This window comes from Thioclava litoralis (assembly GCF_045278885.1).
Lineage (GTDB): Bacteria > Pseudomonadota > Alphaproteobacteria > Rhodobacterales > Rhodobacteraceae > Thioclava > Thioclava litoralis.
In genome coordinates, this window is sequence record NZ_CP135444.1 from 206,276 (window position 1) to 227,037 (window position 20,762).

The window sequence follows — 20,762 nt, forward strand, 5'->3', positions numbered from 1 at the left end:
CCTGTACATATCCGGTTGATTTGGAACAGGTCATTTCCTATTGAGGAGTCATGACCGATTCCACCGCCCAGACCCCGCATTCCAAACGTGGCCCCGGCCGCCCGCGCGAGTTCGATCTCCCGCAGGTGCTTGATCAGGCCGTGCTGGTGTTTCGGGAAAAGGGCTATAACGCGACATCGATCGGCGATCTGTGTCAGGCCACAGGCCTGACATCAGGCAGCCTCTACAAGGCGTTCAAAGACAAACTCGGCATTTTCCTTGCGGCGCTCGACCATTATCTGACCGCCCGAAACACGGCGCTGACTGCGCGCATGGCACAGGGCCAGACAGGGCGCGACCAGCTTCGTGCCTTCATCTCGGTCTATGTCGATGCAAGCCAGGGCCGTGAAGGGCGCACCGGATGTATGGTGATTTCGGCCCTGACCGAGATCACCACATTTGACGAGCGGATGGCCCTGCCCGTCCTGAAAGCCTATGAGCGCCTTGAAGCGACCCTGCTGAAGATTTTCGATGCGGGGCGGGCCGATGGGAGCCTGACGCTGACCACGGACCCGCGCATAACCGCGCGTCTTCTGCTGTATACACTGCAAGGCATGCGCCTTGCGGGCAAGATCGGCTATGCCGAAGGCGACCCCGCCGACCCTATCGATACCCTGCTACAACTCTTCGCCTAATCCCTTCCGCCCCTCGTCATTGCCCTGCGCCAAATTAGGGAATGATCGTTTTATAAAGTGCAAAACCCGATGCCCCATCCCCGACCTGCCACCGCTCCAGCCCCTGCCCCCAACAAGGCACCCGGCGCAGGGATCTCGTTTCTTCTGGCACTCTCCTGCGGTGTCCTTGCCGCGAATATCTATTATGCGCAGCCACTGGTCGGCCTGATCGCCCAGACCGTGCAGATCCCCGACCGGCTTGCAGGGCTTGTGGTGACGCTGACACAGCTCGGCTATGGTCTGGGCCTCATCCTTCTGGTGCCGCTGGGCGATATCTTCGAGAACCGGCGTCTGGTCCTGACCCTGATCGGGCTGAGCGTTCTGGCCCTTGCGGGAACGGCCCTCGCGCCCGGCCAATGGCTGTTTTTTGCCGCGAGTTTCTGCACGGGGCTCGGGGCGGTGGCCGTGCAGGTTCTGGTGCCCTATGCCGCGCATCTTGCCGATGACGCCCATCGCGGCAAAGTGGTGGGCAATGTCATGTCCGGCCTGATGGCGGGCATCATGCTGGCCCGCCCCGTCTCCAGCTTTATTGCCGGTTCTTTCGCATGGCAAACCGTCTTTGTGCTGGCCGCGCTCGCGCTTGTGATCCTTGGCATCGTGCTGGCCCGCCGCCTGCCCGAGCGCCACCCCGCAAGCCGGATGGGCTATGGCGCTTTGATGCGCTCGATCGGGCATATCGCCATAACGACCCCTGTCCTGCGCCGCCGCGCCCTTTATCATGCGGCCATGTTCGGCGCATTCAGCCTGTTCTGGACGGTCACCCCGCTGCTGCTGGCCAGCCCCGCCATCGGCCTGACCCAAGGCGGGATCGCGATCTTTGCCCTAGTCGGTGCCGCCAGCGTGGTCGCCTCGCCCGTCGCAGGCCGGATCGCCGATCGCGGCTGGGGATATCCGGCCACACGGCTTGCGCTGCTGGCAGGCATGGCGGCATTCGTGCTGTGCCTTGCGGTCCCGCACAACCGGATCGTCGCCCTCGCAGGGCTGGTCACCGCCGCCCTGATACTGGATTTCGCCGTGACCACCAATCTGGTGCTGGGGCAGCGCGAGATCTTCCTGCTGGATGCGGGCATCCGTGCCAGATTGAACGGAATCTACATGGCCAGCTTCTTCCTTGGCGGGGCTCTGGGCTCGGCAGTAGGGGTCTGGGCCTATGTGGCCGGAGGCTGGTCTCTGGCGGCGGGTCTGGGGCTTCTCGCCCCCGCGCTGGCCTTCCTTTACGCCCTGACCGAGAAACGGCACGGCTGATCCGCCCTGCCCCGCGATCTCCGGAGCGAACGGCCTTCCGCTCCCCCAACCAGAATGCGCCCCGCCTGCGAACGGGGCGCAAAAACATTTCATGTTCTATTAAAGCTGAATCCAACTGCCCGATTTTCGCCCGAATTCGGGCACGCCGCGACCACCCGTAAATGGGATCCAGAGGCTATCGGGAAGCGGCAAAGATCGACCCTTCCCCGCGGAAGCGCGCAAAACGTGCGTACAGATTGCAGCAAAGCTGCTCTCACCTCGGTCATTCCTCAGGGATCTGTTCCATGTGCTCACTTTGCGGCAATCCACTCCATTTCGCGCCTCTGACGGATCTGGCAACCGCCACGACCTCTGCCTCGGGCACCTCAAGCAGCAAACCGGTCTGGAGCGTGGAGCAAATCGCCACCTATCTTCAGGACGGCTACTGGGAAGACAAGGGCAGCAGCAGCCACAAGTTCAACATTACGGCCTCGGGCTCTTTGACGGTCAATCTCTCCGCGCTGAGCGCCACCAGTCAGGCCTATGCCCGCGATGCGCTTTCGGCATGGACCGATGCGTCGGGGATCAGCTTTGTCGAAACCACCGGATCGGCGCAGATCACCTTTAGCGACAGTGCCTCGGGGGCATGGACCTCGTCGGTCTATTCCTCCGGAATCACCAAATCCGCGAAAGTCAATATCGACGAGGGCTTCGCCTCCAGCGCCTATATGCTGCAGACCTATATCCACGAGATCGGCCATGCGCTGGGTCTTGGCCATACCGGCAATTATAACGGCTCGGCCACCTTTGCCTCGGATGCCGCCTTTGCCAATGATACATGGCAATATTCGATCATGTCCTATTTCTATCAGACGCTCAGCGCTGATACGGGGGCAAGCTTTTCCTATGTGGTCACGCCGCAGATCGCGGATGTCTTTGCCATCCAGCAACTCTATGGCACCTCCAGCAAAGTCCATAGCGGCAATACCACCTATGGCGATAGCGGCGAGACCCTGCTGGATGCCCGCGCGCAAACCATTGTCGATGCAGGCGGCACCGATTTCATCGACCTGCACAGCCGCAGCGCGGACCAGCGCATCGACCTGACCCCGGGCAGCTTCTCCGATATCGGGGGGCGCACGATGAACCTCGCCATCGCGGTCGGCACCGTTATCGAGAATGTCTCGACCGGCAGCGGCGATGACACGATTACCGGCAACAGCGCCAATAACGCGCTGTCAGGCGGGGCCGGAGCAGACCAGATCTTCGGCGGCGCGGGGGCGGACCAGCTCAGCGGTGGGCAGGGCAGCGATCTGTTGCAGGGCGGGGATGGCAATGACCTGCTGGCAGGGGATGCGGGCAATGACACGCTGATCGGCAATGCCGGCAGCGATACACTGGATGGCGGCGCAGGCCAGGATACCGCCTATTACGAATTCGCCTCCGATGATGCGCTGGTCTTCTTCAGCGGCACACAGCTCCAGATCAGGAACGGCACCGATACCGATATCCTGACCAATATCGAAACGCTGTCTTTCGCGGATGGAAGCTGCAATGTCTCCGATCTCGATCCCGTGATCGGCAGCGGCTGGATTGCGGCCAGCAGCATTCTTGACGGAACCGCCCTGCAACCGGTGACAATCACCCCCCCCAGCACGGCGACCGGCACGACGACGCCCAGCACGACCACCCCCACCACCAGCGAGCCCACCACCAGCGAGCCTGCCACAAGCACGGCCAGCACGGCACGGATGGAAGTGGGCGTGACCGATCTTATGCGCCATGCCAATACGGATGGCTGGGTGCATATCAGCTTTAGCGCCGAAATTACCGATGCGGTGGTTGTGGTTGGCCCCGTCACCTCGAACGGCGGGCATACGCTTGTCCCCGAAATCCAGAACGTCACCAGCACGGGCTTCGACATCCGCCTGAGCGAATGGGCCTATCTCGACGGCGCCCATACGCTTGAATCGGTTTCGTGGATGGCCGGAACAGCGGGGGACTATTTCCTGAGCGACGGCACGAAGATCACCTTCGGCTCGGCCGATATTTCGGGCGCCGGAAACACGACCATCGCGCTGGACGGCTATGAGGCGGGCAGCTCTGTCACGGCCTATGGCTCGCTTGTCGGCACCGGCGACCAGATTCTGACCCACCGTCTGGTGGATGTCTCCGCCGATCAGCTTCAGGTGCGGATGCAGGCAGAAGAAGCCGAGCGCGGCACCGAGGCCACCGAGGCCCGCAGCTTCGATTATGTGGTGATCGAGAACGGCAGCACGCTGATGACCTCCGGTTCGGTCGGGCTGGCTGGCGGGTGGCAATCCATCGGCACGACCGGCGCAACCGCGCTGTTTGCCGATATGCAGTCTATGGCAGGCGGTGACACCGCGACCCTGCGTCAGACCACCAGCAACGGCTCGACCTATCTGAGAGTTGCGGAAGAACAGTCGCGCGATGCCGAAACGGGCCATGTTGCGGAAAATGTGGCCTATAGCGCCTTGGCCACCGGCAGCTATACGCTACAGGCAACGGGCGAGACAGAAGTCAAAAGCGATCCGGTCCTGTCCAACACCACCGAGGGCGCATTGGAGGTTGGCACGCTCAGTCTGGGTCGCACGGCAGGTGCCGATGGCTGGGTCCATGTCAGCTTCAGCGAGGCTATTCCCGATGCGGTCGTGGTGCTGGGTCCGATCACCACCAATGGCGGCCATGCGGTCACGACGGAGCTGCGCAATATCACCGATGAGGGGTTCGACCTGCGCCTGTCCGAATGGAGCTATCTCGATGGCAACCATACCGGCGAAACCATCTCGTGGATGGCGGGCACGGAAGGGGCGCATATGCTCTCGGACGGGACGAAGATCACTCTGGGCACGCAAGAGGTGACCGGCAGCCAACAGGTCACCCTCGGCTATGACGGCTTTGACGGCACACCGACCATTCTGGCCTCGGTCTCGGGCGAAGGCGGCCAGACGGTGACCCATCGGATCAGCGATGTCGACAGCGACAGCGCCACGCTGCGCCTTGCCGCGCAAGAGGCCGATTCCGGTGTCTCCAGCAGCACAAGCCGTGTCGTGCAATGGGCCGCGGTGGAAGACGCCTCGGGGTCTCTGGTGACGGGCGATACCAGCTCGGTCAATCATCTGGCCAGCCTGATTGACGCGAACGAGGATCAGGTGCTTTTCGCGGATGTGCAATCCTATCTGGGCGGTGACACAATCGTGCTGCGCAGCCTCGACACCGCCAAAGGCACCGCACTGTATCTGCAAGAAGAACAGTCGCGCGATGGCGAGGTCGGCCATGTCTACGAAACCGTCTCGTGGCTGACGATTGGCGAGGGACGGTATGACCTGACCGACCTCAATGATGACACAACGACCAGTGTCGCGGCCAATATCCCCGACCTGTCCATCCTGACCGATGATCTGCTGCTGTAACAGCCTGTGAAAAAGGCCCCGTTTTCGGGGCCTCTCCTCTGTGCCTGACCCTAGAGAACCGGCTCGAGCGCACCGCGCAGGCCTGCGGCCCGCTCGACCATCGCACGGTTCATGACCTGCCAGACACGGCTACTGTCATTACGTGCCACCAAGAGCGCCAGACGGTTCGGGGCGCGACGGATCACAAACACCTCGCTACCGGCCAGATGCGCCGAGCGTGCCGAACCGGGTGCGAAACTGTCGATCTCCAGATCCGTCAGCCGTGCCATCAGCGCCTCGACCGTCTGGGCATCGCAGGCCACCAGTTCCAGCATCACCCGATGGGCGCCCTGCGCACTGATCGACAGACCCGGCATGCCGTGACGCAGATTGCGGGTCATATCGACCTCGGACATATGCTCGGCTTCCAGCATCCATTGGCCCGGACCAGTCCAGAACGCCCCCAGACCACGGCCCCCATGCCATGCCCCCGGCCCCGGCAGGGAAACCCCCATCGGCACGGGCACCTGCGCGCCCCGTTTCACACCCAGCGAAATCAGCGCCATATCGGAACGTTCCGACAAAACCGTCGTCCCTACGCGGGTTTCTCGGACAGTCTGGGCTGCGATAGTATCTGCGGTGCGCGCATCGGTCATCTGGGCAATCTCCTTACATTCACAAGCTCCCTCGGGGCCTGCCTTGCCACTGGAACGAGGGGGATAGTAGCGCGTTCAAACCCGTGATATTTTCGCGCCACGGACATTCTGTTTTCACTTAGGGACAAAGATGACCATCAGACGTATCGGATTCGTGCTGATTGACGGGTATGCCATGCTGTCAACGGCAGCGGCGCTTGATCCGCTGCGCGCCGCCAACAGCTTTGCGGGGCGCGATCTTTACGATGTCCGCATCCTCACGCCCGAAGGGACGCTTGCCACCTCGTCCTTGGGGGCGCGCTTTGATGCCATCCCGCTGGCGGAGGCGGGCATGGCCTTCGATCTGGTCTTCGTCGTGGCGGGGGGCGACCCGATGCGGCTGCGCTTGCCCGCGCTTGACACATGGCTGCGGCGCGCCGACCGTGCGGGGGTCGAGCTTGGCGGCATCTCGGGCGGCGCGGTGCTGCTGGCGCGGGCGGGGCTGCTGGAGGGGCGGCGCTTTACGGTGCACTGGCACCATTATGACGACATCGCGCATATCGACCCGACCCTCCTGCTGGAGCGCAAACTTTTCGTCATCGACCGCGACCGGTATACCTGCGCGGGCGGTTCGGCACCGCTGGACATGATCCACATGCTGATTGCCCGCGATCATGGCGCACGTTTTGCCCACGAGATCTCGGACTGGTTCATTCAGGCGCAGGTCCGCCCCTCCGAAACACCGCAGAAAAGCTCGATTGCCGCGCGTTACGGGGCCTTGCCCCCGATGGTCGAGGCGGCGCTGGAACTGATGGAAGCCCATATCGCCGACCCGCTCTCGCCCGCGCAACTGGCCGATCTGGCGGGCCTGTCAGAGCGCCAGCTGCAACGCCAGTTCAATGCCACGCTCGGGGCGCCGGTGATGGAGATCTATCGCCACATGCGCCTTGATGTGGCCCGTGCCCTTGTCCAGCGCAGCGCCCTGCCGCTGAGCGAGATCGCGCAGATGACAGGCTTTGCCTCACAGGCCCATTTCACCACGCGCTACGGGGCCCGTTTCGGGACCCCGCCGCAGGCCGACCGCAGCCATGTCCAGAAACGCTGAGCCCCCGCATCCCTGCGTCCGCCTCTCGCAAAACCGAGCGTGAATTGACTTTCCCTTATTCTGCGCCAAACCTCCCAGCATCTCGAAACGGCCAATGGATAGCCTATGCCCAAACAAAACCGCACTTTCGCAGTTATCGGCCTCGGGGCCTTCGGCTCGGCTGTGGCAAGCGAACTGGCGCGCTTCGGCAATACCGTGATGGGAATCGACCAAGACGAATCCCGCGTGGCCAAGCTGGCCGAAGCCCTGACCTCGACCATCATTCTGGACGCGACAGACGAACAGGCCCTGCGCGAGGCAGGGGTGGACCGCTATGATGTGGCGCTGGTGGCCATCGGCCATGACATCGAATCCAGCATCCTCGCCACCATGAATGTGCGCGTGCTTGGCGTGGACCAGCTTTGGGTCAAAGCCATCAACAAAACCCATCACCGCATCCTCTCCAAGCTGGGGGCGGACAGGATCATCCTGCCCGAACAGGAGATGGGCAAACATGTCGCCCAGCGGCTGAACAACCCCGTCGTGCAGGATTACGTCAATCTGGGCAACGGGTTCAGCGTCGTGACAATGGCGGTGCCGGAGCGGCTGAAGGGCCGGACACTTGCCTCGCTGGAAATCGGCAGCCGCCATGACGTGCGGATGCTGGGGCTGATGCGCGGCACCGAATTCCTGCCCTGCACCACCCCCGAACTGGAACTGGCCGCGCAGGACAAGCTGCTGGTGCTGGGGCGCCGCCCCGAGCTGCGCGCTTTCGGGGATGCGCTGTGAAAAAAACCACCCAACTTGTCTGGCGCAAATGCCAGCGCAAGCTGATCCATATGCCGCCGCCGCTGCTATTATCGGTGCTTTATGCCTCAGCGATCCTTCTGGGGGCGGCCGCCCTGATGATGCCGGTCTCCCATACCGCCAAAATCAGCTGGTCCGATGCCATCTTCACCGCCACCTCGGCGGTCACGGTGACGGGGCTGGTGGTCTTTGATATCGGCACCAAACTGACCTTTTTCGGGCAGGTCGTGCTGACCTTCCTGATCCAGCTTGGCGGGTTGGGGCTGATGACCTTTGCCGTTCTGGTGCTGGGGGCGCTTGGCCTGCCCATCGGGCTGACCGGCCAGATCTACCTGCGTGAGGATCTCAACCAGAATTCGATGCACCGGCTGATGCAGCTTGTCGGGGTCATCCTGAAAGCGGTGCTGATCTGCGAAGCCATTGGCGCAGCCCTCCTGTGCCTGAGTTTCGTGCCAAGGCTCGGTTTCTGGAACGGCCTGTGGCAGGCGGTCTTCCATTCGGTCTCGGCCTTCAACAATGCCGGTTTTTCCACCTTTTCCGACGGGCTGGTGGGCTATGCCACCGATCCGGTCATCAATCTGGTGATTCCCGCGCTCTTCATTCTGGGCGGGATCGGCTATTCGGTCCTGCGCGAGGTCGCCTCGGGCAAGGGCTGGAAACGCTATAGCCTGTCGACCAAGATCATGCTGCTGGGCACGGGCGTGCTGATCCCGTGGTCGGTCATCATGTTCGCCGTGCTCGAATGGAGCAATCCCGGAACGCTTGGCCCCTATTCGGTCTGGGGCAAGCTGATGATCAGCTGGTTTCAGGGCGTCACCACCCGCACCGCAGGGTTCAACACCACCGATATCGGGGCCATGCATGACAGCACGGTGCTGATGTTCATCTCGCTGATGCTGATCGGTGGCGGACCGGCCTCGACGGCGGGCGGCATCAAGGTGACGACCTTCGTGGTGATGATCCTTGCCACCATCGCCTTCTTCCGCCGCCAGACCCAGCTCAACGCCTTTGGCCGCTCGATCGGCTTCGAGGCCGTGCTCAAGGTCATGGCGCTGACCGCCATCAGCACCGTGCTGGTCTTTGTGGCGACCTTCCTGATCCTGATCACCCATGACGGAACCTTCCTCGATATCGCCTTCGAGGTCTCCAGCGCCTTCGGCACGGTCGGCCTGTCGCGCGGCTATACCCCCGAGCTGAACGGCTTCGGTCGGGCGGTGATCATTCTGGTGATGTTCCTCGGGCGGGTCGGCCCGCTGACCCTCGGCTTCTTTCTGGCCACCCGTTCCGTGCCAAGGCTGCGTTACCCCAAAGGCGAGATCCATCTGGGGTAGCGCCCCCACGCCCCGAAACCGTCCTGCCGGTCACTCCGGCGGGGCGGCCTTTCGCGCCATGCGGCAGCGGGGCGCGGGATCTGCCCCCCTTTTGCCCCCCCTTCTGCCCCCCTTGACCGCGGCCCGCAGCGTGCCGCTTCTTGCAAAAGCTGCGGCTTTGCGGCAGGACAGGGCATCTTTTGACAAGATCCGGTGACTTGATACTCATGGCGCAGTGCCCCCGCCTTACCCTGACCGATCTCCGGCTCGACCTTGCGGGCAAAACCGTTCTGTCGGACATCACCCTTGATCTACAGGTGCGCAGGCTCGGTATCGTGGGCCGCAACGGCTCTGGCAAATCGACGCTGGCGCGGGTGATCTCGGGGTTGATCGCCCCCGATGCGGGCAGCCTGCGCCTTGACGGCATCGATCCCGCCAGGGACCGCCATGCCGCGCTCAACCGCATCGGCATCCTGTTCCAGAATCCCGATCACCAGATCATCTTCCCGACCGTGCAGGAAGAGCTGTCTTTCGGCCTGCGCCAACAGGGGCATGGCAAGACCGAAACCGCAGAGCTTGTTCGGGCGATGCTGCAGCGGTTCAGCAAGGCGCATTGGCAGGAGGCCCCGATCTCGACCCTGTCACAGGGCCAGAAGCAACTGGTCTGCCTGATGGCGATCCTGCTGATGCAGCCGCAGCTCATCGTGCTGGACGAACCTTTCTCCGGCCTTGATCTGGCAATCCGCGGCCAGTTGATGCGCCTGTTCGAGACCCTGCCGCAGGCCTTGGTGCATATCACCCATGATCCGGACTGCCTTGCGGGCTATGACCATGTGCTTTGGGTGCATGAGGGCCGCATCCACCGTTCGGGCCATGCCAAGACCGTGCTTCCCGACTATCTGGCCTATATGAACCAAGCGGGGCTGGGCGATGATCTCTCTGACCTCGCCGGTTGAGACCCGCGCCCATCACTGGCCCGCAGGCCCCAAGCTGGTCGCCCTGTGTCTGGCCACGGCCCTGCTGTTCATGACGCCGGGCCTCTGGCCGCCGCTGCTGGCGCTGGCGGGGGCTGCGGGGCTGTATCTGGCAGGCGGGGGGCGCTTTGCGCGGGCGGGGCTGCGCGCCCTGCGCCCGCTCTGGCCGCTGGTGCTGGTGCTGGCGCTCTGGCACGGGCTGACCGCCGATTGGGCAGAAGGGCTGCGGATCGTGGCCCGTTTCAGCGCCGCCGTGGCGCTGGCCAATCTGGTCACCATGACCACGCGGCTGGCAGATATGATCGACGCGCTCAATACGCTGCTGCGCCCCGTCGCACGGCTGGGGCTGAACACCCGTGCGCTGGAACTGGCGATGGCGCTGACCATCCGCTTCACCCCGATTCTGGCGCAGAAAGGCCAGCTTCTGGCGCAAAGCTGGCGCGCCCGCTCGCCAAGACGGACCAACTGGCATCTTGTGCTTCCCTTGGGGATTCTGGCATTAGACGATGCGGAACATGTAGCCGAAGCCCTGCGCGCGCGGGGCGGGGTCATTCCGCCCGCCAAATCCCCACCTGTCAGGGAGGACAACTGACTATGGAACGCTCTATCACGCTGGTGGCGCTTTTTGCCGCCCTGACCGCCGCTCTGGGCCTGTTGCCCAACCTCACACTGGGCTTTGGCGTGCCGATCACCGCGCAGACATTGGGCGTGATGCTGGCCGGCACCGTGCTGGGGGCCAAACGGGGGGCGCTGTCCTCGCTGCTGTTCATCATGCTTGTCGCGCTTGGTCTGCCGCTTCTGTCGGGCGGACGCGGCGGTCTGGGCGTTTTCACCAGCCCGACGGCGGGCTTCCTGATCGGCTGGCCCATCGCCTCCTTCGTCACCGGCCTCTTCGTTGAAAAAACGCGCGGCCTGTCGCTGACGGTCTCGGGCATTCTGGGCTCGGTACTGGGCGGGGTCGTCGTGCTTTATGCAGCGGGCATCATCGGTATGTCGATTGTTCTGGACAAAACCATTTTGCAAGCCACATGGCTCACCACTGCCTTCATTCCGGGCGATATTGTGAAGGCAGTGCTGGCGGGCTTCATCACTCAGGGGCTCGCCAAAGCCCGCCCACAAAGCGTTCTCTCGCGCGCGAAATAACGCCACAAACAAGGACGACCCCACCGCATGCCGACAAGCGTGGAAAACCTGCTGAAGGCGCGCCAATCCACCCGCGCCTTCCTGCCCGATCCAGTCTCGCGCGAGACAACCGAGCACCTGCTCTGGGCCGCAAGACGTGCGCCCTCGGGGGCCAATCTGCAACCGGGCAGCTTTCACGCCCTGACAGGCCGCGCGCTGGCGGGGCTGGTCACCAACCTGACCACCGCCATCGACGACAACCGGCCACAGGTCGCGGAATATGAATGGTTTCCGCGCCCTATCCCGCCACATCTGAAGGCCCGCCAAAGGGCTGCGGGCTATGCGCTGTACCAGGCACTCGGCATCGAGCGCCGCGATATCGACGGGCGGCGGCGGCAGTTCAAGGCCAATTACCGCTTCTTCGACGCGCCCTTGGGCATCATCGTCTCGATCGACCGGCACATGGGCGAAGGCGGGTTCATGGATCTTGGCATGTCCATCATGGCGCTGATGCTGGCCGCGCAGGATCGCGGGCTGGGCACCGTGGGCATCGGCGCGATGGCCAATTACGCCGATGTCGTGCATGAAACGCTGGCTTTGCCGCCGGATGAAATGGTGCTCTGTGGCATCGCCATCGGCTATCCCGACGAACATGCGGTGATCAACGGCTTCCGCACCGAACGCGAGCCGCTGGACAGCTATGCCACGCTGCGCGGCTTCGACTAGACCTGTCTCAGGGATCGCGGTGCAAAAGCAGCGCGGTGCCGATCCCGCCGGCGGCGGCAATCGCCGCCAGTCCGGTTTCCCCCGGCAACAGGTCGTGAAACAGGCGCACCACCAGAATCGCCCCTGAGGCCCCGATCGGATGGCCCCGCGCCAAGGCTCCGCCCTTCAGATTGACCCGCGCCGGATCAAGCCCCGCCTGCCGCACGCAGGCCAGTGCCTGAACGGCATAGGCCTCCATGATCTCGGCCCGATCCGCGCCCGCACCGTCAATCGCGCGGATCGCGGCAACAGGTGCCAGCCCCGGCAGGTCGGGCTGCCCGCCCAAGCTGCGCCCGCGCCCGACCACAAGCCCCCTGCCCCGCGCCAGCGGTTCGGCCATCAGCACGAAAAACGCCGCCGCATCCGCCGCCACCGCCGTATTGGCAACCGTCACCGCTCCGGCCAGAACCGGAGCCCGCCGCATCACCCCTGCGGCCATCTGTCGGGGATAGGGGTCGGTTGCGATACCGGCTATTTCCACGATTTCAGGAAATTGCGAAGCCATTGCTTTTTCATGACTTATTACGGACCATGCATCGGCTTCCCCACGGGGAATATCGCAGATCTGGCCCAGCCGGTCCGCCGCTCCGGCCATATCGGGGTCGCGCTCTGGCCAGGGCGTAAACGGGGCCTGCGTATAGAATTCAGGCCCCTCCGGCCCGTCAAAAGCACGCAAAGGGCGGCGAGAGTAGCTCTCGACGCCGCCCGCAATCACCACATCGGCCTGCCCCGCGGCAATCAGCGCCTGCCCCAGCAACAGCGCATCCAGCCCGCCCGCACATTGCCGGTCAACCGTCAGCCCCGCCACCTCTTGCGGCAGCCCCGCCGCCAAGGCCACGACCCGCGCCAGATTGCCGCCCGGCCCGATGGCGTTGGAACAGATCAGCTCGTCAACCGCCCCCGCCGCAAGACCGGCATCGGCCAGACAGGCGGCAATCACCGGCGCGGCAAGCTGATGCGGGTCCAATCCGGCAAAGGCACCGCCACGCGGCACCACCGCCGAGCGCCGCGCCGCCACCACGCGCACCGCTCTCATAGCCGCGCCTCCAAAGCCCGTATGTCGGGCTTGCCCGTCGGCAGCAGAGGAAAGGGCGCAACCCGCTGCCAGCCATGCGCAGAGGCCACCGCCCCCAGTTCCTGCCGCAACCGGACCAGCGCCGCCTCGACGGCCTCGGGGGCAGGCCCCTCCCCGACCATCGCCCAAAGCCGTGCCCCGCGCAGCGGATCGGGCTGCGCCACAACGGCCACGTCACAGCCCAACCAGTCTGCCAGCCGCGCCTCGGCAGGTTCGGGGCTGACCAGATGGTCCAGCACCTGCACGATCCGCCCCTTGCGCCCGCGAATATAGACAAAGCCCTGCGCATCCACATGCCCGATCTCGCCAATGCTCAGAAACCCGTCGGCATGCCAGCAGGTGTCAGGGCTGCTGCCAAGCGCATATTCCGTGAACAGATAGGGGCTTTTCACCCGCAATTCGCCCGCCGCATCCACCGCGATCTCGACCTGAGGATAGGCCCGACCGACCGATCCTTCCGGCGCATCGCCGCGATCTAGCGTGATAAAACTTGTCTCGGAGGCACCGTAAAACTGCATGATCCGCGCCTGAGGCACACGCAGCGCAAGCCGCGCCCGCAGATCCGCCGACAACCGCCCGCCCCCGATGATCCAATAACGCAGCGAAGGACAGCCCCCCTGCCCTTTCAGCATCACCTCCACCTGCGCTGGCGTGGCATAGACATGGGTGGTGCCCCACCGCGCCATATGCGCCAGCTGCCGATCCCCGCGATGGACAGACAGATCCACAAGCGCGGCCCCGTTCCACTGCGCCTCAAGCGCTGCATAAAGGGTCAGGGATTGCGCCATGGTTCCGGGAAGCGCCACGACCGACCGCGCGTCGAGGCCGAAAATCTTAGCGTTCAGCGCGAAACTCGTGGTCCAGCTTACAACGGTCCGGCGGATCCGTTTCGGGGCACCGCTGCTGCCGGAGGTGGCACATTCGATCCATCCCGGGGCAATCGCACAAACCGCGCCCTCACCGACCCGCACGCCGCCGCCCGCAGTAACGGTCTCCTGCAGGTGACGGATCGTGCCACGGTCATCGGCCAGAACCGGCCCGCGCCACCTCAGCCCCTTGCCCATGCGTCAGCCCAGAAGGCTCAGTACATGGCGCAGCGCCAGTTCATAGCCCTCGGTGCCGCAACCGCAGATCACCCCGTCGGCCCGCGCCGACACATAGGAATGATGGCGGAAGCTCTCGCGCTTGTGGATGTTCGAGATATGCACCTCGACCACCTTGCCCTCATAGGCGTTCAGCGCATCCAGAATCGCAACCGAGGTATGGCTATAGGCCGCAGGGTTGATAATGACCGCCGCCGCCTTCTCGCGCGCCTCGTGGATGGTCTCGACGATCTCGCCCTCATGGTTGGACTGGAACAGCGCAATCTCCGCCCCCTGCGCCTGCGCCAACTGCCGGCAGCGGATCTCGATATCGGCCAGCGTATCGGTGCCATAAATCTCCGGCTGCCGCTTTCCCAGCAGGTTCAGATTGGGTCCGTTCAGGATATAGATGAGCTTGGCCATAGACCGTTCCTTTCACATTCGCCCAGATCTACCCCGCGCAGGCGCGCGCGTCAAAGCCCCATCCGCAGGGCCCCATCCGCAGGACTGCGGAGGCAGGTGCGACAACATCGACGATCCCGATTTCGTGGATGATATTGCCAGATGGCCCCCGCTTTCTATATACTGCCCAGCTAACATGTATATAACTCGTACCTTTGGGTGACCATGCGTAAAACAACGCTTGTCTCGGCTCTTTACCAATCGCTGCTGGACCGCCTGCTTGCCAATGAACTGAAACCCGGCGAGAAGATCAACCTCGACAGGCTTCGCGGCGAGCTTGGCGTGTCGATCAGCCCGCTGCGGGAGGCGATCTCACGCTTGACGGCGACGCGGCTGATCCAGTTCGAGGACCAGCGCGGCTATACCGTGGCCGATGTCTCGATGGAAGATTTCCGTGAAGTCATGGAGATCTGCCGCAACAGCGAGTGTTTCGCGCTGGAACGCGCGATCCGCGATGGCGACCTGACATGGGAAAGCAACGTGACGGCGGCGCTCTATCGGCTGCAGAACACCGAGTCGAATTTCGGGTCGCCGGAATCGGAAATGGCGCATCGCGACTTCCACCTGACCCTTGTCTCGGCCTGCAAGATGCCGCGCCTGCATGACCTGATCGGACAGATCGCCATTGCGCAGCGCCGCTATCGGGGGCTGATCGACATCCGCAAGCTCAGCGACCGCAGCGCCGATCATGTCGCCTTGGCCGAAGCGGCCCTTGCGCGCGATACCGAGCGCGCCTGCGAGGTGATGCGCCAGCATATCGATGGCGTAGCGGCCGAGACAGAGGTGCTGCTGGCACGCTATTTCGCCGCGCAGAGCGCCCCCGATAACCGCCCTGCCACCCGGCCATAAAAAAGGCGGCAGAGAAATCTGCCGCCCCCGTCTTCCCCGCGGGGAAGGTTCTATTTGAGACCATCCAGAAGATCGCGCAACGCGCGTTCAAGACTGGCGCGGTCCACCGTGGAAAAATCCCGATCCAGCCGGATTTCCAGACGCCCGTTCGACGCCGTACACTTGGCCGCCCCCGTCCGCGTCTGCACCTGAAACACGGTGCGCGCCTTGCCACTGCGCTGCTTCGGGGCGGCTTTCGCCACCAGCCCCGGACGCTCGGTTTCCTCGCCAATCACCTGACGCAGCACCTCCAGCTCGTCGGTGGCGGAATGGTTATCCCAGCCCTTCAGCGCCTCACGCACCTGCGTCACGATCTCGGGGCGGTCTTCCATCGCCGCCACGAATTTGAGACCAAGCGAGCGCGGCACATGCTGGATGAACTTCAGATCCTCGCCCAGTCGATCCACCAGCTTGATGAAGCTGCGGATATAGCTGCGCTTCTGATAGCCCGCGCTTGCGAACAGCTCCGCCACGGCCTTGTCGGGGTCCATCTGTGCGGTGCCGGGATCCTTGGCATAGTTCAAGGCCAGCCCGGCCATCTCGCCAAAAGAGATATCCTTCCGGACAAGGTTCTCGTCGACCATCCGCCGATAGAGCCCCTCCAAACCTTCCCCGCGGGGAAGGATGCCCGCCGGAATGGCGCCCCAGCGTTCGGCATCGCCGGTCTCCTCCAGCAATGCCTTATAGGCCGACATACGCCTAAAGCCTTGAATAAGCTCGTATTTTCCATCATCCCGCGCCTCAACACGGATCGGATTGGACAGGCCGATCTCGCGGATCGACTTGACCAGCTCGGACAGTTCGAAATCATCATCCTTGGCGCGGTCCCGCACCAGTTTCCATGTCTCGATCTGCCCGAGCGGGATCATATCCACGATCAGCCCGAGCTTTTTCATGCGCACATGCTCTGCCGCCAGCGCATCATTTTCCGCACGGATCTGCGCTTCCAGCGCAGTCCGGTCGCGCAGGCTGGCGGCATTCTCGCTGATCGCCGCAGCCATCGGCGACCGCCGCGGATGGGCGCTCGGCACCTCGGGGGTGTTATTCCCCGCGGGGAAGGTCTCGGCCTCGTCCTCTTCGGGAAGGTCGATGGCGAAGGTCCGACGCTTCTTCATTCAATCTCCTCCAATTTGTCCCATGCGCCCAAGAAGGTGGCGCGGAATTCATCATAGGCCCGATCGAACGACGCCCGCGCCCGACGCCATGTCTCGCGCGTCATCGTGCGGTAATCGATCTCGTAGACCGATGACAGGAACCGCCCCGACTGTTCGACGGCGCGCGTCATTTCGATCGGGTGGTCTGCCAAGCGTTCCCCGAAAACATTACGGAAGGCTTCAAACATCGCGCGGTGCAGGTCGTTGCCCGGCTCGAAGCGCGTCATCAGGAAGCGGACATCCAGAAATTCCTTCGGCAATGTCATATTCCCCGCGGGGAAGGTGCCCTCGAAGCCATGCGCCAGATCGCCCAGAGCCTCGGAAAGCTGACCGATAAAGGAGGTGGTGGAGTCATATTCCCAATAGCCGGGGCCGGAAGGGATATAGAGTACGTCGGCGGCAAAGACCGCATTCATCGACTGGTAGCCGATGGCGGGCGGGCAATCGAAGACGATGACATCATAGCTGTCATGGGGCAGGGCATCGAGATAGCGCGCGACGGCGGCGAAGAAGGACCAGTCGGGGTTGAGGTGCCGATACTGGGCCGATGCGAACTCGACAAAGGCCGCATTGGCGCAGGAGGGGATCATGTCGATGGTCGGCCATGCGGTCGGGCGGATGAAGTCGGTGATGCGCAGGGTATCGAGCCCGAGATCGAGGATCGAGCCGGGCAGCTTGCGCTGGGGCAGGGCGGTGCCGGATTCTGCCGCGCGCGGCGCGTTATTCATGCGCTCCGTTTCGCGGATGAGGTCGCGCGCGATGATCCCCCAGACGGTCAGCTCTTCGGACACATCCGTCAGCCCCATCGAATGGGTGAGGGTTGCCTGCGGGTCGAAATCCACCAGCAGCACACGATAGCCGTCAAGCGCCGCGGCATGTGCCATATGCAGGGCGACAGTCGATTTGCCCGCGCCGCCTTTGAAATTCGAGATCGCCACGCGGATGGCGCGCTTGTTATGCGGACGCGGCGGCTGCAGCGACCGGCGGTTCACCTTCATCTTGCGCCGCATCTCGTTGATCTCGGGCAGGGTGAACCAGCGCTGGCGCCCCTCTTCCTCGACTTCCCCGCCGGGAAGGTCGGGGTCTGAGGCCAGACGGCCCCGGAATGTGGACTGGTTCACCTTCAGGATCAGCTCGGAGACCTCCCAGCTGGAAAACCGGCGCAGGGTCTTCTCGTGCTCGGGCGAGAAGGTTTGCTTGCGGATCGCTGCCTGCATCTTGAGAGAGCGCGAGTGCAGCTCCTCCAGACTTTCATGCGTAAACATATATGCCTCATTCGGACGTTGATTATCTCTGACAACAGAAATACGCCGGATTTGCCAATGACGCAAAAAGAAAGTTATAAATATAGAGAGAAGTTCAAACAGCGTCCGCGCCCAAGGAAATAACGCTGCCCGAATGCGAATCGAATCTGTTGCGATTCGGCCCGTTTGGATGAGTCGCCCGCCCGGGTTTGGGGGACAAAACCGAGGCGTTTTGTAGAGTTAAGGTGACAAATAGGGGCGATTTAGGGGACATGCAGGGCGTCCCCCTTAACCTATAATTACCATTTTTTCAGATTTGAATTTATCAGTTGGGGTCTTGAAATTGCCACGGGCTTGACAGAATCGGATTGGCGGACGCAAATAGCCAACATCGAGAGGAAAGCGTTGTCTTGCGGTGGACCATCGTGCTACTCTCGGCTAACGAGGCGCAAAATAGCGTCCGAAGAATGAAGCGCCCTAAAGCGCCGGAGCAGTGTCATGATGAAAAAGGCAGTGGGTCGCGGTGCGGCCACACGTAAATACGATTTGCTTTCTGTATTGGGAAGCTATGCATTGTCTCAGGACAAGCATGTCCAGAAACAGGCGCTGCGCCTGATTTGCCTGATAACTGCGCGATATAACTGGCAAAGTGATGAACTTTCGATTGGCCAGAACGAGATCTCGAAACTGTGGTCGGTGGATGTGCGCACCGTCAAACGCGAGATGGCGGCACTGCGTAAACGCGGCTGGCTTGTTGAAAAGCGTCCGGCTGCACGGGGCAGGGTCGCGCTTTACGGGCTGAACGTGGTGCAGATCCTTGAAGACACGCGCGAGGGTTGGGCCAAGATCGGGCCAGATCTGGTGGAGCGTCTGGCTCCGGTCGAACAGAGTGCGCCGCAGACCAATGTGGTGCCGCTACGGGTGGCCGATATGCCCAGCGACGGGATCTGGTCGGAGGTCGCCCGCCGTTTGCAGCGCCATCATCCAACGGCTTGGGGCGCGTGGTTTGCCCAGTTATCGGTGCTTTCGGAGGATCGTGAGACGCTTGTCCTGCGGGCAGGCTCCGAATTTCAGGCGAGCTATATCGATACCCATCTGCGGGCGACGCTGGAGGCGGTAATCCGCAGCGTGGCCCCCCAGATCCAGCGCGTCCAGATTATCGCGCATGTCTGACAGGAAAACGCCCCGCCAGAGAACCGGCAGGGCGCAGGAAAGATCAGGATTGCGGTGCGCGGCGTTTGGCCGCTCCCGGATCGGCGGGGCCCCGTTTGGCCCCCTGCGGTTTATTCCGGCGCCGACGCGGGCCACCGGAATTGGCCTCATTCGCGGGTTTGAAGGCCCGCACGGCACCGGCTTTCGGCGGACCGCCGCGACGACGGCCACGCGGGGCAGGGGAGGTGCCTTCGGGGCGCGTGCCTGCCGCAACCGGAATATCGATCTTCATCAGCTTTTCGATCTGTGCCAGAAGTTCGACTTCTTCCTCGGAGCAGAAGGCAATCGCCTGACCTTCGCGGCCCGCACGCGCGGTCCGGCCGATCCGGTGGACGTAGGAATCGGGCACTTCGGGAAGATCGAAGTTGATCACATAGGCCACGCCCGGAATGTCGATGCCGCGGGCAGCCACGTCGGTGGCGACCAGAATGGTGGTCGAACCGGCACGGAAACTCTCGATTGCGCGATCGCGCTGGTTCTGGCTTTTGTTGCCGTGGATCGAGGCGGCCGGATACCCGTCTTTCTCGAGGCTTTTCTTGAGCTTTTCGGCCCCGTGCTTGGTCCGGCAGAAAACCAGTGTCAGCGCGCCCATATCGTTGGACAGGATCTTGCGCAGACGGTTGGGCTTTTCGGCCTTGTCCATGAACTGGACCGACTGGCTGACCTTGTCGGCGGCCTTGCCGGGGGGGCTGACCTGCACGCGCTGGGGGTTGTTGAGATAGGCTTTGGAGAGCTCTTCCATCTGTTTGGGCATGGTGGCCGAGAACAGCATGGTCTGGCGCGGCGTGCCCAGACGCGGCGCGATCTTGCGCAACGCATGGATGAAGCCGAGATCCAGCATCTGGTCGGCCTCGTCGAGCACCAGATGTTTGGTCTGCGACAGATCGACCGACCCGCGGTCCATCAGGTCGATCAGACGGCCCGGCGTTGCCACCAGAATGTCGCAGCCGCGATGCAGCGCACCGATCTGGCGGTTGATCGACTGGCCGCCCACCACGGTGATGATATGGATGCGGGTGCCTTTGGTCAGCGCGCGCAGCCCGTCGGCGATCTGGTTGACCAGTTCGCGGGTGGGGGCAAGGATGAGCGCCTTGGCGGTTTTCGGCGCGGGCTTGCCCGGGGCCTGCAGCAACTGGTCGATCAGCGGCAGGCCGAAGGCCAGCGTCTTGCCGGTGCCGGTCTGGGCGAGCCCCAGAATGTCATGGCCTTGCATGGCCAGCGGAATGGCCTTGTTCTGGATCGGGGTCGGCTCGGTAAAGCCTTGCGCTTTCAGCGCATCTTTCAGCGCCGGGGACAGCCCCAGCATATCGAAATCGAACATAAATATCCTTTGCTACCCGATGCCATCATGGCTGGGCGTGGCCGCGGGGAGGCGGCCTGAGGGGTGTGACGCCGCGACCTCGAAAGCCACGGGCGGATCCCGTCTGCTTTGGCCGGACGATACGAACCCTGCGTGATGGGGAACGGGTGGGTCTGGTGCCGATGCGTCAAACGGACGCGGCTTGCTCACGCGGCAGCGCGGCACCAATGCCTATATGCGGTGTTTTTCCGATTTTGTCAATTCTGCTCTTTGCAATCTTCCCCGCGGGGAAGGG

The 20,762-nt window shown here is 63.2% G+C and carries 19 protein-coding genes; 12 read left to right on the forward strand and 7 right to left on the reverse strand.

What is annotated here, in order from left to right; all coding sequences use genetic code 11:
- Positions 1 to 50 precede the first annotated feature (50 nt).
- From RPE78_RS14560 to RPE78_RS14570, 3 genes are all read left to right on the forward strand, one after another.
- Positions 51 to 674 carry a TetR/AcrR family transcriptional regulator gene (locus RPE78_RS14560; protein WP_330647240.1) on the forward strand — a complete coding sequence of 208 codons (624 nt, stop codon included), beginning with the start codon at positions 51 to 53 and terminating at the stop codon, positions 672 to 674.
- Positions 675 to 743: 69 nt separating this feature from the next.
- Positions 744 to 1,958, forward strand: coding sequence for an MFS transporter (locus tag RPE78_RS14565; protein WP_330647241.1), 1,215 nt, complete (start codon positions 744 to 746; stop codon positions 1,956 to 1,958).
- 284 nt (positions 1,959 to 2,242) lie between these two features.
- Positions 2,243 to 5,374, forward strand: a complete 3,132-nt coding sequence (locus tag RPE78_RS14570; RefSeq protein WP_330647242.1) for a M10 family metallopeptidase C-terminal domain-containing protein — start codon at positions 2,243 to 2,245, stop codon at positions 5,372 to 5,374.
- A 50-nt stretch (positions 5,375 to 5,424) separates the two neighbouring features.
- Here the strand turns inward: RPE78_RS14570 and RPE78_RS14575 are convergent, their stop codons facing one another.
- Positions 5,425 to 6,009, reverse strand: coding sequence for a hypothetical protein (locus tag RPE78_RS14575; RefSeq protein ID WP_330647243.1), 585 nt, complete (start codon positions 6,007 to 6,009; stop codon positions 5,425 to 5,427).
- Positions 6,010 to 6,139: 130 nt separating this feature from the next.
- Here RPE78_RS14575 and RPE78_RS14580 point away from each other — a divergent pair, with 130 nt between their 5' ends.
- The 7 genes from RPE78_RS14580 (at position 6,140) to RPE78_RS14610 (ending at position 12,011) form a co-directional block, all read left to right on the forward strand.
- Positions 6,140 to 7,093, forward strand: a complete 954-nt coding sequence (locus RPE78_RS14580) for a GlxA family transcriptional regulator (RefSeq protein WP_330647244.1) — start codon at positions 6,140 to 6,142, stop codon at positions 7,091 to 7,093.
- A gap of 105 nt (positions 7,094 to 7,198) precedes the next feature.
- Positions 7,199 to 7,861 carry a TrkA family potassium uptake protein gene (locus RPE78_RS14585; RefSeq protein ID WP_330647245.1) on the forward strand — a complete coding sequence of 221 codons (663 nt, stop codon included), beginning with the start codon at positions 7,199 to 7,201 and terminating at the stop codon, positions 7,859 to 7,861.
- A 50-nt stretch (positions 7,862 to 7,911) separates the two neighbouring features.
- Positions 7,912 to 9,210, forward strand: a complete 1,299-nt coding sequence (locus RPE78_RS14590; protein ID WP_330647285.1) for a TrkH family potassium uptake protein — start codon at positions 7,912 to 7,914, stop codon at positions 9,208 to 9,210.
- A gap of 206 nt (positions 9,211 to 9,416) precedes the next feature.
- Positions 9,417 to 10,145 (forward strand): ABC transporter ATP-binding protein, encoded by a 729-nt coding sequence (locus RPE78_RS14595; RefSeq protein WP_330647246.1) that lies wholly within the window; start codon positions 9,417 to 9,419, stop codon positions 10,143 to 10,145.
- Positions 10,120 to 10,755 carry an energy-coupling factor transporter transmembrane protein EcfT gene (locus RPE78_RS14600; protein WP_330647247.1) on the forward strand — a complete coding sequence of 212 codons (636 nt, stop codon included), beginning with the start codon at positions 10,120 to 10,122 and terminating at the stop codon, positions 10,753 to 10,755. The genes RPE78_RS14595 and RPE78_RS14600 overlap by 26 nt, the downstream gene beginning before the upstream one ends.
- A 2-nt stretch (positions 10,756 to 10,757) precedes the next feature.
- Positions 10,758 to 11,306, forward strand: coding sequence for a biotin transporter BioY (locus tag RPE78_RS14605; protein WP_330647248.1), 549 nt, complete (start codon positions 10,758 to 10,760; stop codon positions 11,304 to 11,306).
- A gap of 27 nt (positions 11,307 to 11,333) precedes the next feature.
- On the forward strand, positions 11,334 to 12,011 hold the full coding sequence (locus RPE78_RS14610) for a nitroreductase (RefSeq protein WP_330647249.1): 678 nt from the start codon (positions 11,334 to 11,336) through the stop codon (positions 12,009 to 12,011).
- 7 nt (positions 12,012 to 12,018) lie between these two features.
- Here the strand turns inward: RPE78_RS14610 and RPE78_RS14615 are convergent, their stop codons facing one another.
- The 3 genes from RPE78_RS14615 to aroQ are packed head-to-tail and all read right to left on the reverse strand — an operon-like array spanning position 12,019 to position 14,630.
- A complete protein-coding gene (locus RPE78_RS14615) occupies positions 12,019 to 13,086 on the reverse strand; it encodes a thiolase family protein (RefSeq protein WP_330647250.1) in 1,068 nt (355 codons plus the stop codon).
- On the reverse strand, positions 13,083 to 14,189 hold the full coding sequence (locus RPE78_RS14620) for an AMP-binding protein (RefSeq protein ID WP_330647251.1): 1,107 nt from the start codon (positions 14,187 to 14,189) through the stop codon (positions 13,083 to 13,085). The genes RPE78_RS14615 and RPE78_RS14620 overlap by 4 nt, the downstream gene beginning before the upstream one ends.
- A 3-nt stretch (positions 14,190 to 14,192) precedes the next feature.
- A complete protein-coding gene (gene aroQ / locus RPE78_RS14625) occupies positions 14,193 to 14,630 on the reverse strand; it encodes a type II 3-dehydroquinate dehydratase (protein ID WP_330647252.1) in 438 nt (145 codons plus the stop codon).
- Between the two features lie 204 nt (positions 14,631 to 14,834).
- Between aroQ and RPE78_RS14630 the strand changes: the two genes are divergently transcribed.
- A complete protein-coding gene (locus RPE78_RS14630; RefSeq protein ID WP_330647253.1) occupies positions 14,835 to 15,518 on the forward strand; it encodes a GntR family transcriptional regulator in 684 nt (227 codons plus the stop codon).
- A 50-nt stretch (positions 15,519 to 15,568) separates the two neighbouring features.
- On the opposite strand, the gene RPE78_RS14635 is transcribed toward RPE78_RS14630, so the two are convergent.
- Positions 15,569 to 16,672 (reverse strand): ParB N-terminal domain-containing protein, encoded by a 1,104-nt coding sequence (locus tag RPE78_RS14635; RefSeq protein WP_330647254.1) that lies wholly within the window; start codon positions 16,670 to 16,672, stop codon positions 15,569 to 15,571.
- On the reverse strand, positions 16,669 to 17,976 hold the full coding sequence (locus RPE78_RS14640) for an AAA family ATPase (RefSeq protein WP_330647255.1): 1,308 nt from the start codon (positions 17,974 to 17,976) through the stop codon (positions 16,669 to 16,671). Before RPE78_RS14640 ends, RPE78_RS14635 begins: the two co-directional genes overlap by 4 nt.
- 477 nt (positions 17,977 to 18,453) lie before the next feature.
- Here RPE78_RS14640 and RPE78_RS14645 point away from each other — a divergent pair, with 477 nt between their 5' ends.
- Positions 18,454 to 19,128 (forward strand): hypothetical protein, encoded by a 675-nt coding sequence (locus RPE78_RS14645; protein WP_330647256.1) that lies wholly within the window; start codon positions 18,454 to 18,456, stop codon positions 19,126 to 19,128.
- A 43-nt stretch (positions 19,129 to 19,171) separates the two neighbouring features.
- On the opposite strand, the gene RPE78_RS14650 is transcribed toward RPE78_RS14645, so the two are convergent.
- Positions 19,172 to 20,488 carry a DEAD/DEAH box helicase gene (locus tag RPE78_RS14650; RefSeq protein ID WP_330647257.1) on the reverse strand — a complete coding sequence of 439 codons (1,317 nt, stop codon included), beginning with the start codon at positions 20,486 to 20,488 and terminating at the stop codon, positions 19,172 to 19,174.
- Positions 20,489 to 20,762 lie beyond the last annotated feature (274 nt).

What these genes read in the sequence shown, in the direction of transcription:
- RPE78_RS14595 (WP_330647246.1), top strand. Translation starts at nt 9,417, where the DNA reads ATGGCGCAGTGCCCCCGCCTTACCCTGACCGATCTCCGGCTCGACCTT.
- RPE78_RS14565 (WP_330647241.1), top strand. Translation starts at nt 744, where the DNA reads ATGCCCCATCCCCGACCTGCCACCGCTCCAGCCCCTGCCCCCAACAAG.
- RPE78_RS14630 (WP_330647253.1), top strand. Translation starts at nt 14,835, where the DNA reads ATGCGTAAAACAACGCTTGTCTCGGCTCTTTACCAATCGCTGCTGGAC.
- RPE78_RS14600 (WP_330647247.1), top strand. Translation starts at nt 10,120, where the DNA reads ATGATCTCTCTGACCTCGCCGGTTGAGACCCGCGCCCATCACTGGCCC.
- RPE78_RS14610 (WP_330647249.1), top strand. Translation starts at nt 11,334, where the DNA reads ATGCCGACAAGCGTGGAAAACCTGCTGAAGGCGCGCCAATCCACCCGC.
- RPE78_RS14635 (WP_330647254.1), bottom strand. Translation starts at nt 16,672, where the DNA reads ATGAAGAAGCGTCGGACCTTCGCCATCGACCTTCCCGAAGAGGACGAG.
- RPE78_RS14580 (WP_330647244.1), top strand. Translation starts at nt 6,140, where the DNA reads ATGACCATCAGACGTATCGGATTCGTGCTGATTGACGGGTATGCCATG.
- RPE78_RS14575 (WP_330647243.1), bottom strand. Translation starts at nt 6,009, where the DNA reads ATGACCGATGCGCGCACCGCAGATACTATCGCAGCCCAGACTGTCCGA.
- RPE78_RS14570 (WP_330647242.1), top strand. Translation starts at nt 2,243, where the DNA reads ATGTGCTCACTTTGCGGCAATCCACTCCATTTCGCGCCTCTGACGGAT.
- RPE78_RS14645 (WP_330647256.1), top strand. Translation starts at nt 18,454, where the DNA reads ATGATGAAAAAGGCAGTGGGTCGCGGTGCGGCCACACGTAAATACGAT.
- RPE78_RS14560 (WP_330647240.1), top strand. Translation starts at nt 51, where the DNA reads ATGACCGATTCCACCGCCCAGACCCCGCATTCCAAACGTGGCCCCGGC.
- RPE78_RS14640 (WP_330647255.1), bottom strand. Translation starts at nt 17,976, where the DNA reads ATGTTTACGCATGAAAGTCTGGAGGAGCTGCACTCGCGCTCTCTCAAG.
- RPE78_RS14615 (WP_330647250.1), bottom strand. Translation starts at nt 13,086, where the DNA reads ATGAGAGCGGTGCGCGTGGTGGCGGCGCGGCGCTCGGCGGTGGTGCCG.
- RPE78_RS14605 (WP_330647248.1), top strand. Translation starts at nt 10,758, where the DNA reads ATGGAACGCTCTATCACGCTGGTGGCGCTTTTTGCCGCCCTGACCGCC.
- RPE78_RS14650 (WP_330647257.1), bottom strand. Translation starts at nt 20,488, where the DNA reads ATGTTCGATTTCGATATGCTGGGGCTGTCCCCGGCGCTGAAAGATGCG.
- RPE78_RS14585 (WP_330647245.1), top strand. Translation starts at nt 7,199, where the DNA reads ATGCCCAAACAAAACCGCACTTTCGCAGTTATCGGCCTCGGGGCCTTC.
- RPE78_RS14590 (WP_330647285.1), top strand. Translation starts at nt 7,912, where the DNA reads ATGCCGCCGCCGCTGCTATTATCGGTGCTTTATGCCTCAGCGATCCTT.
- aroQ (WP_330647252.1), bottom strand. Translation starts at nt 14,630, where the DNA reads ATGGCCAAGCTCATCTATATCCTGAACGGACCCAATCTGAACCTGCTG.
- RPE78_RS14620 (WP_330647251.1), bottom strand. Translation starts at nt 14,189, where the DNA reads ATGGGCAAGGGGCTGAGGTGGCGCGGGCCGGTTCTGGCCGATGACCGT.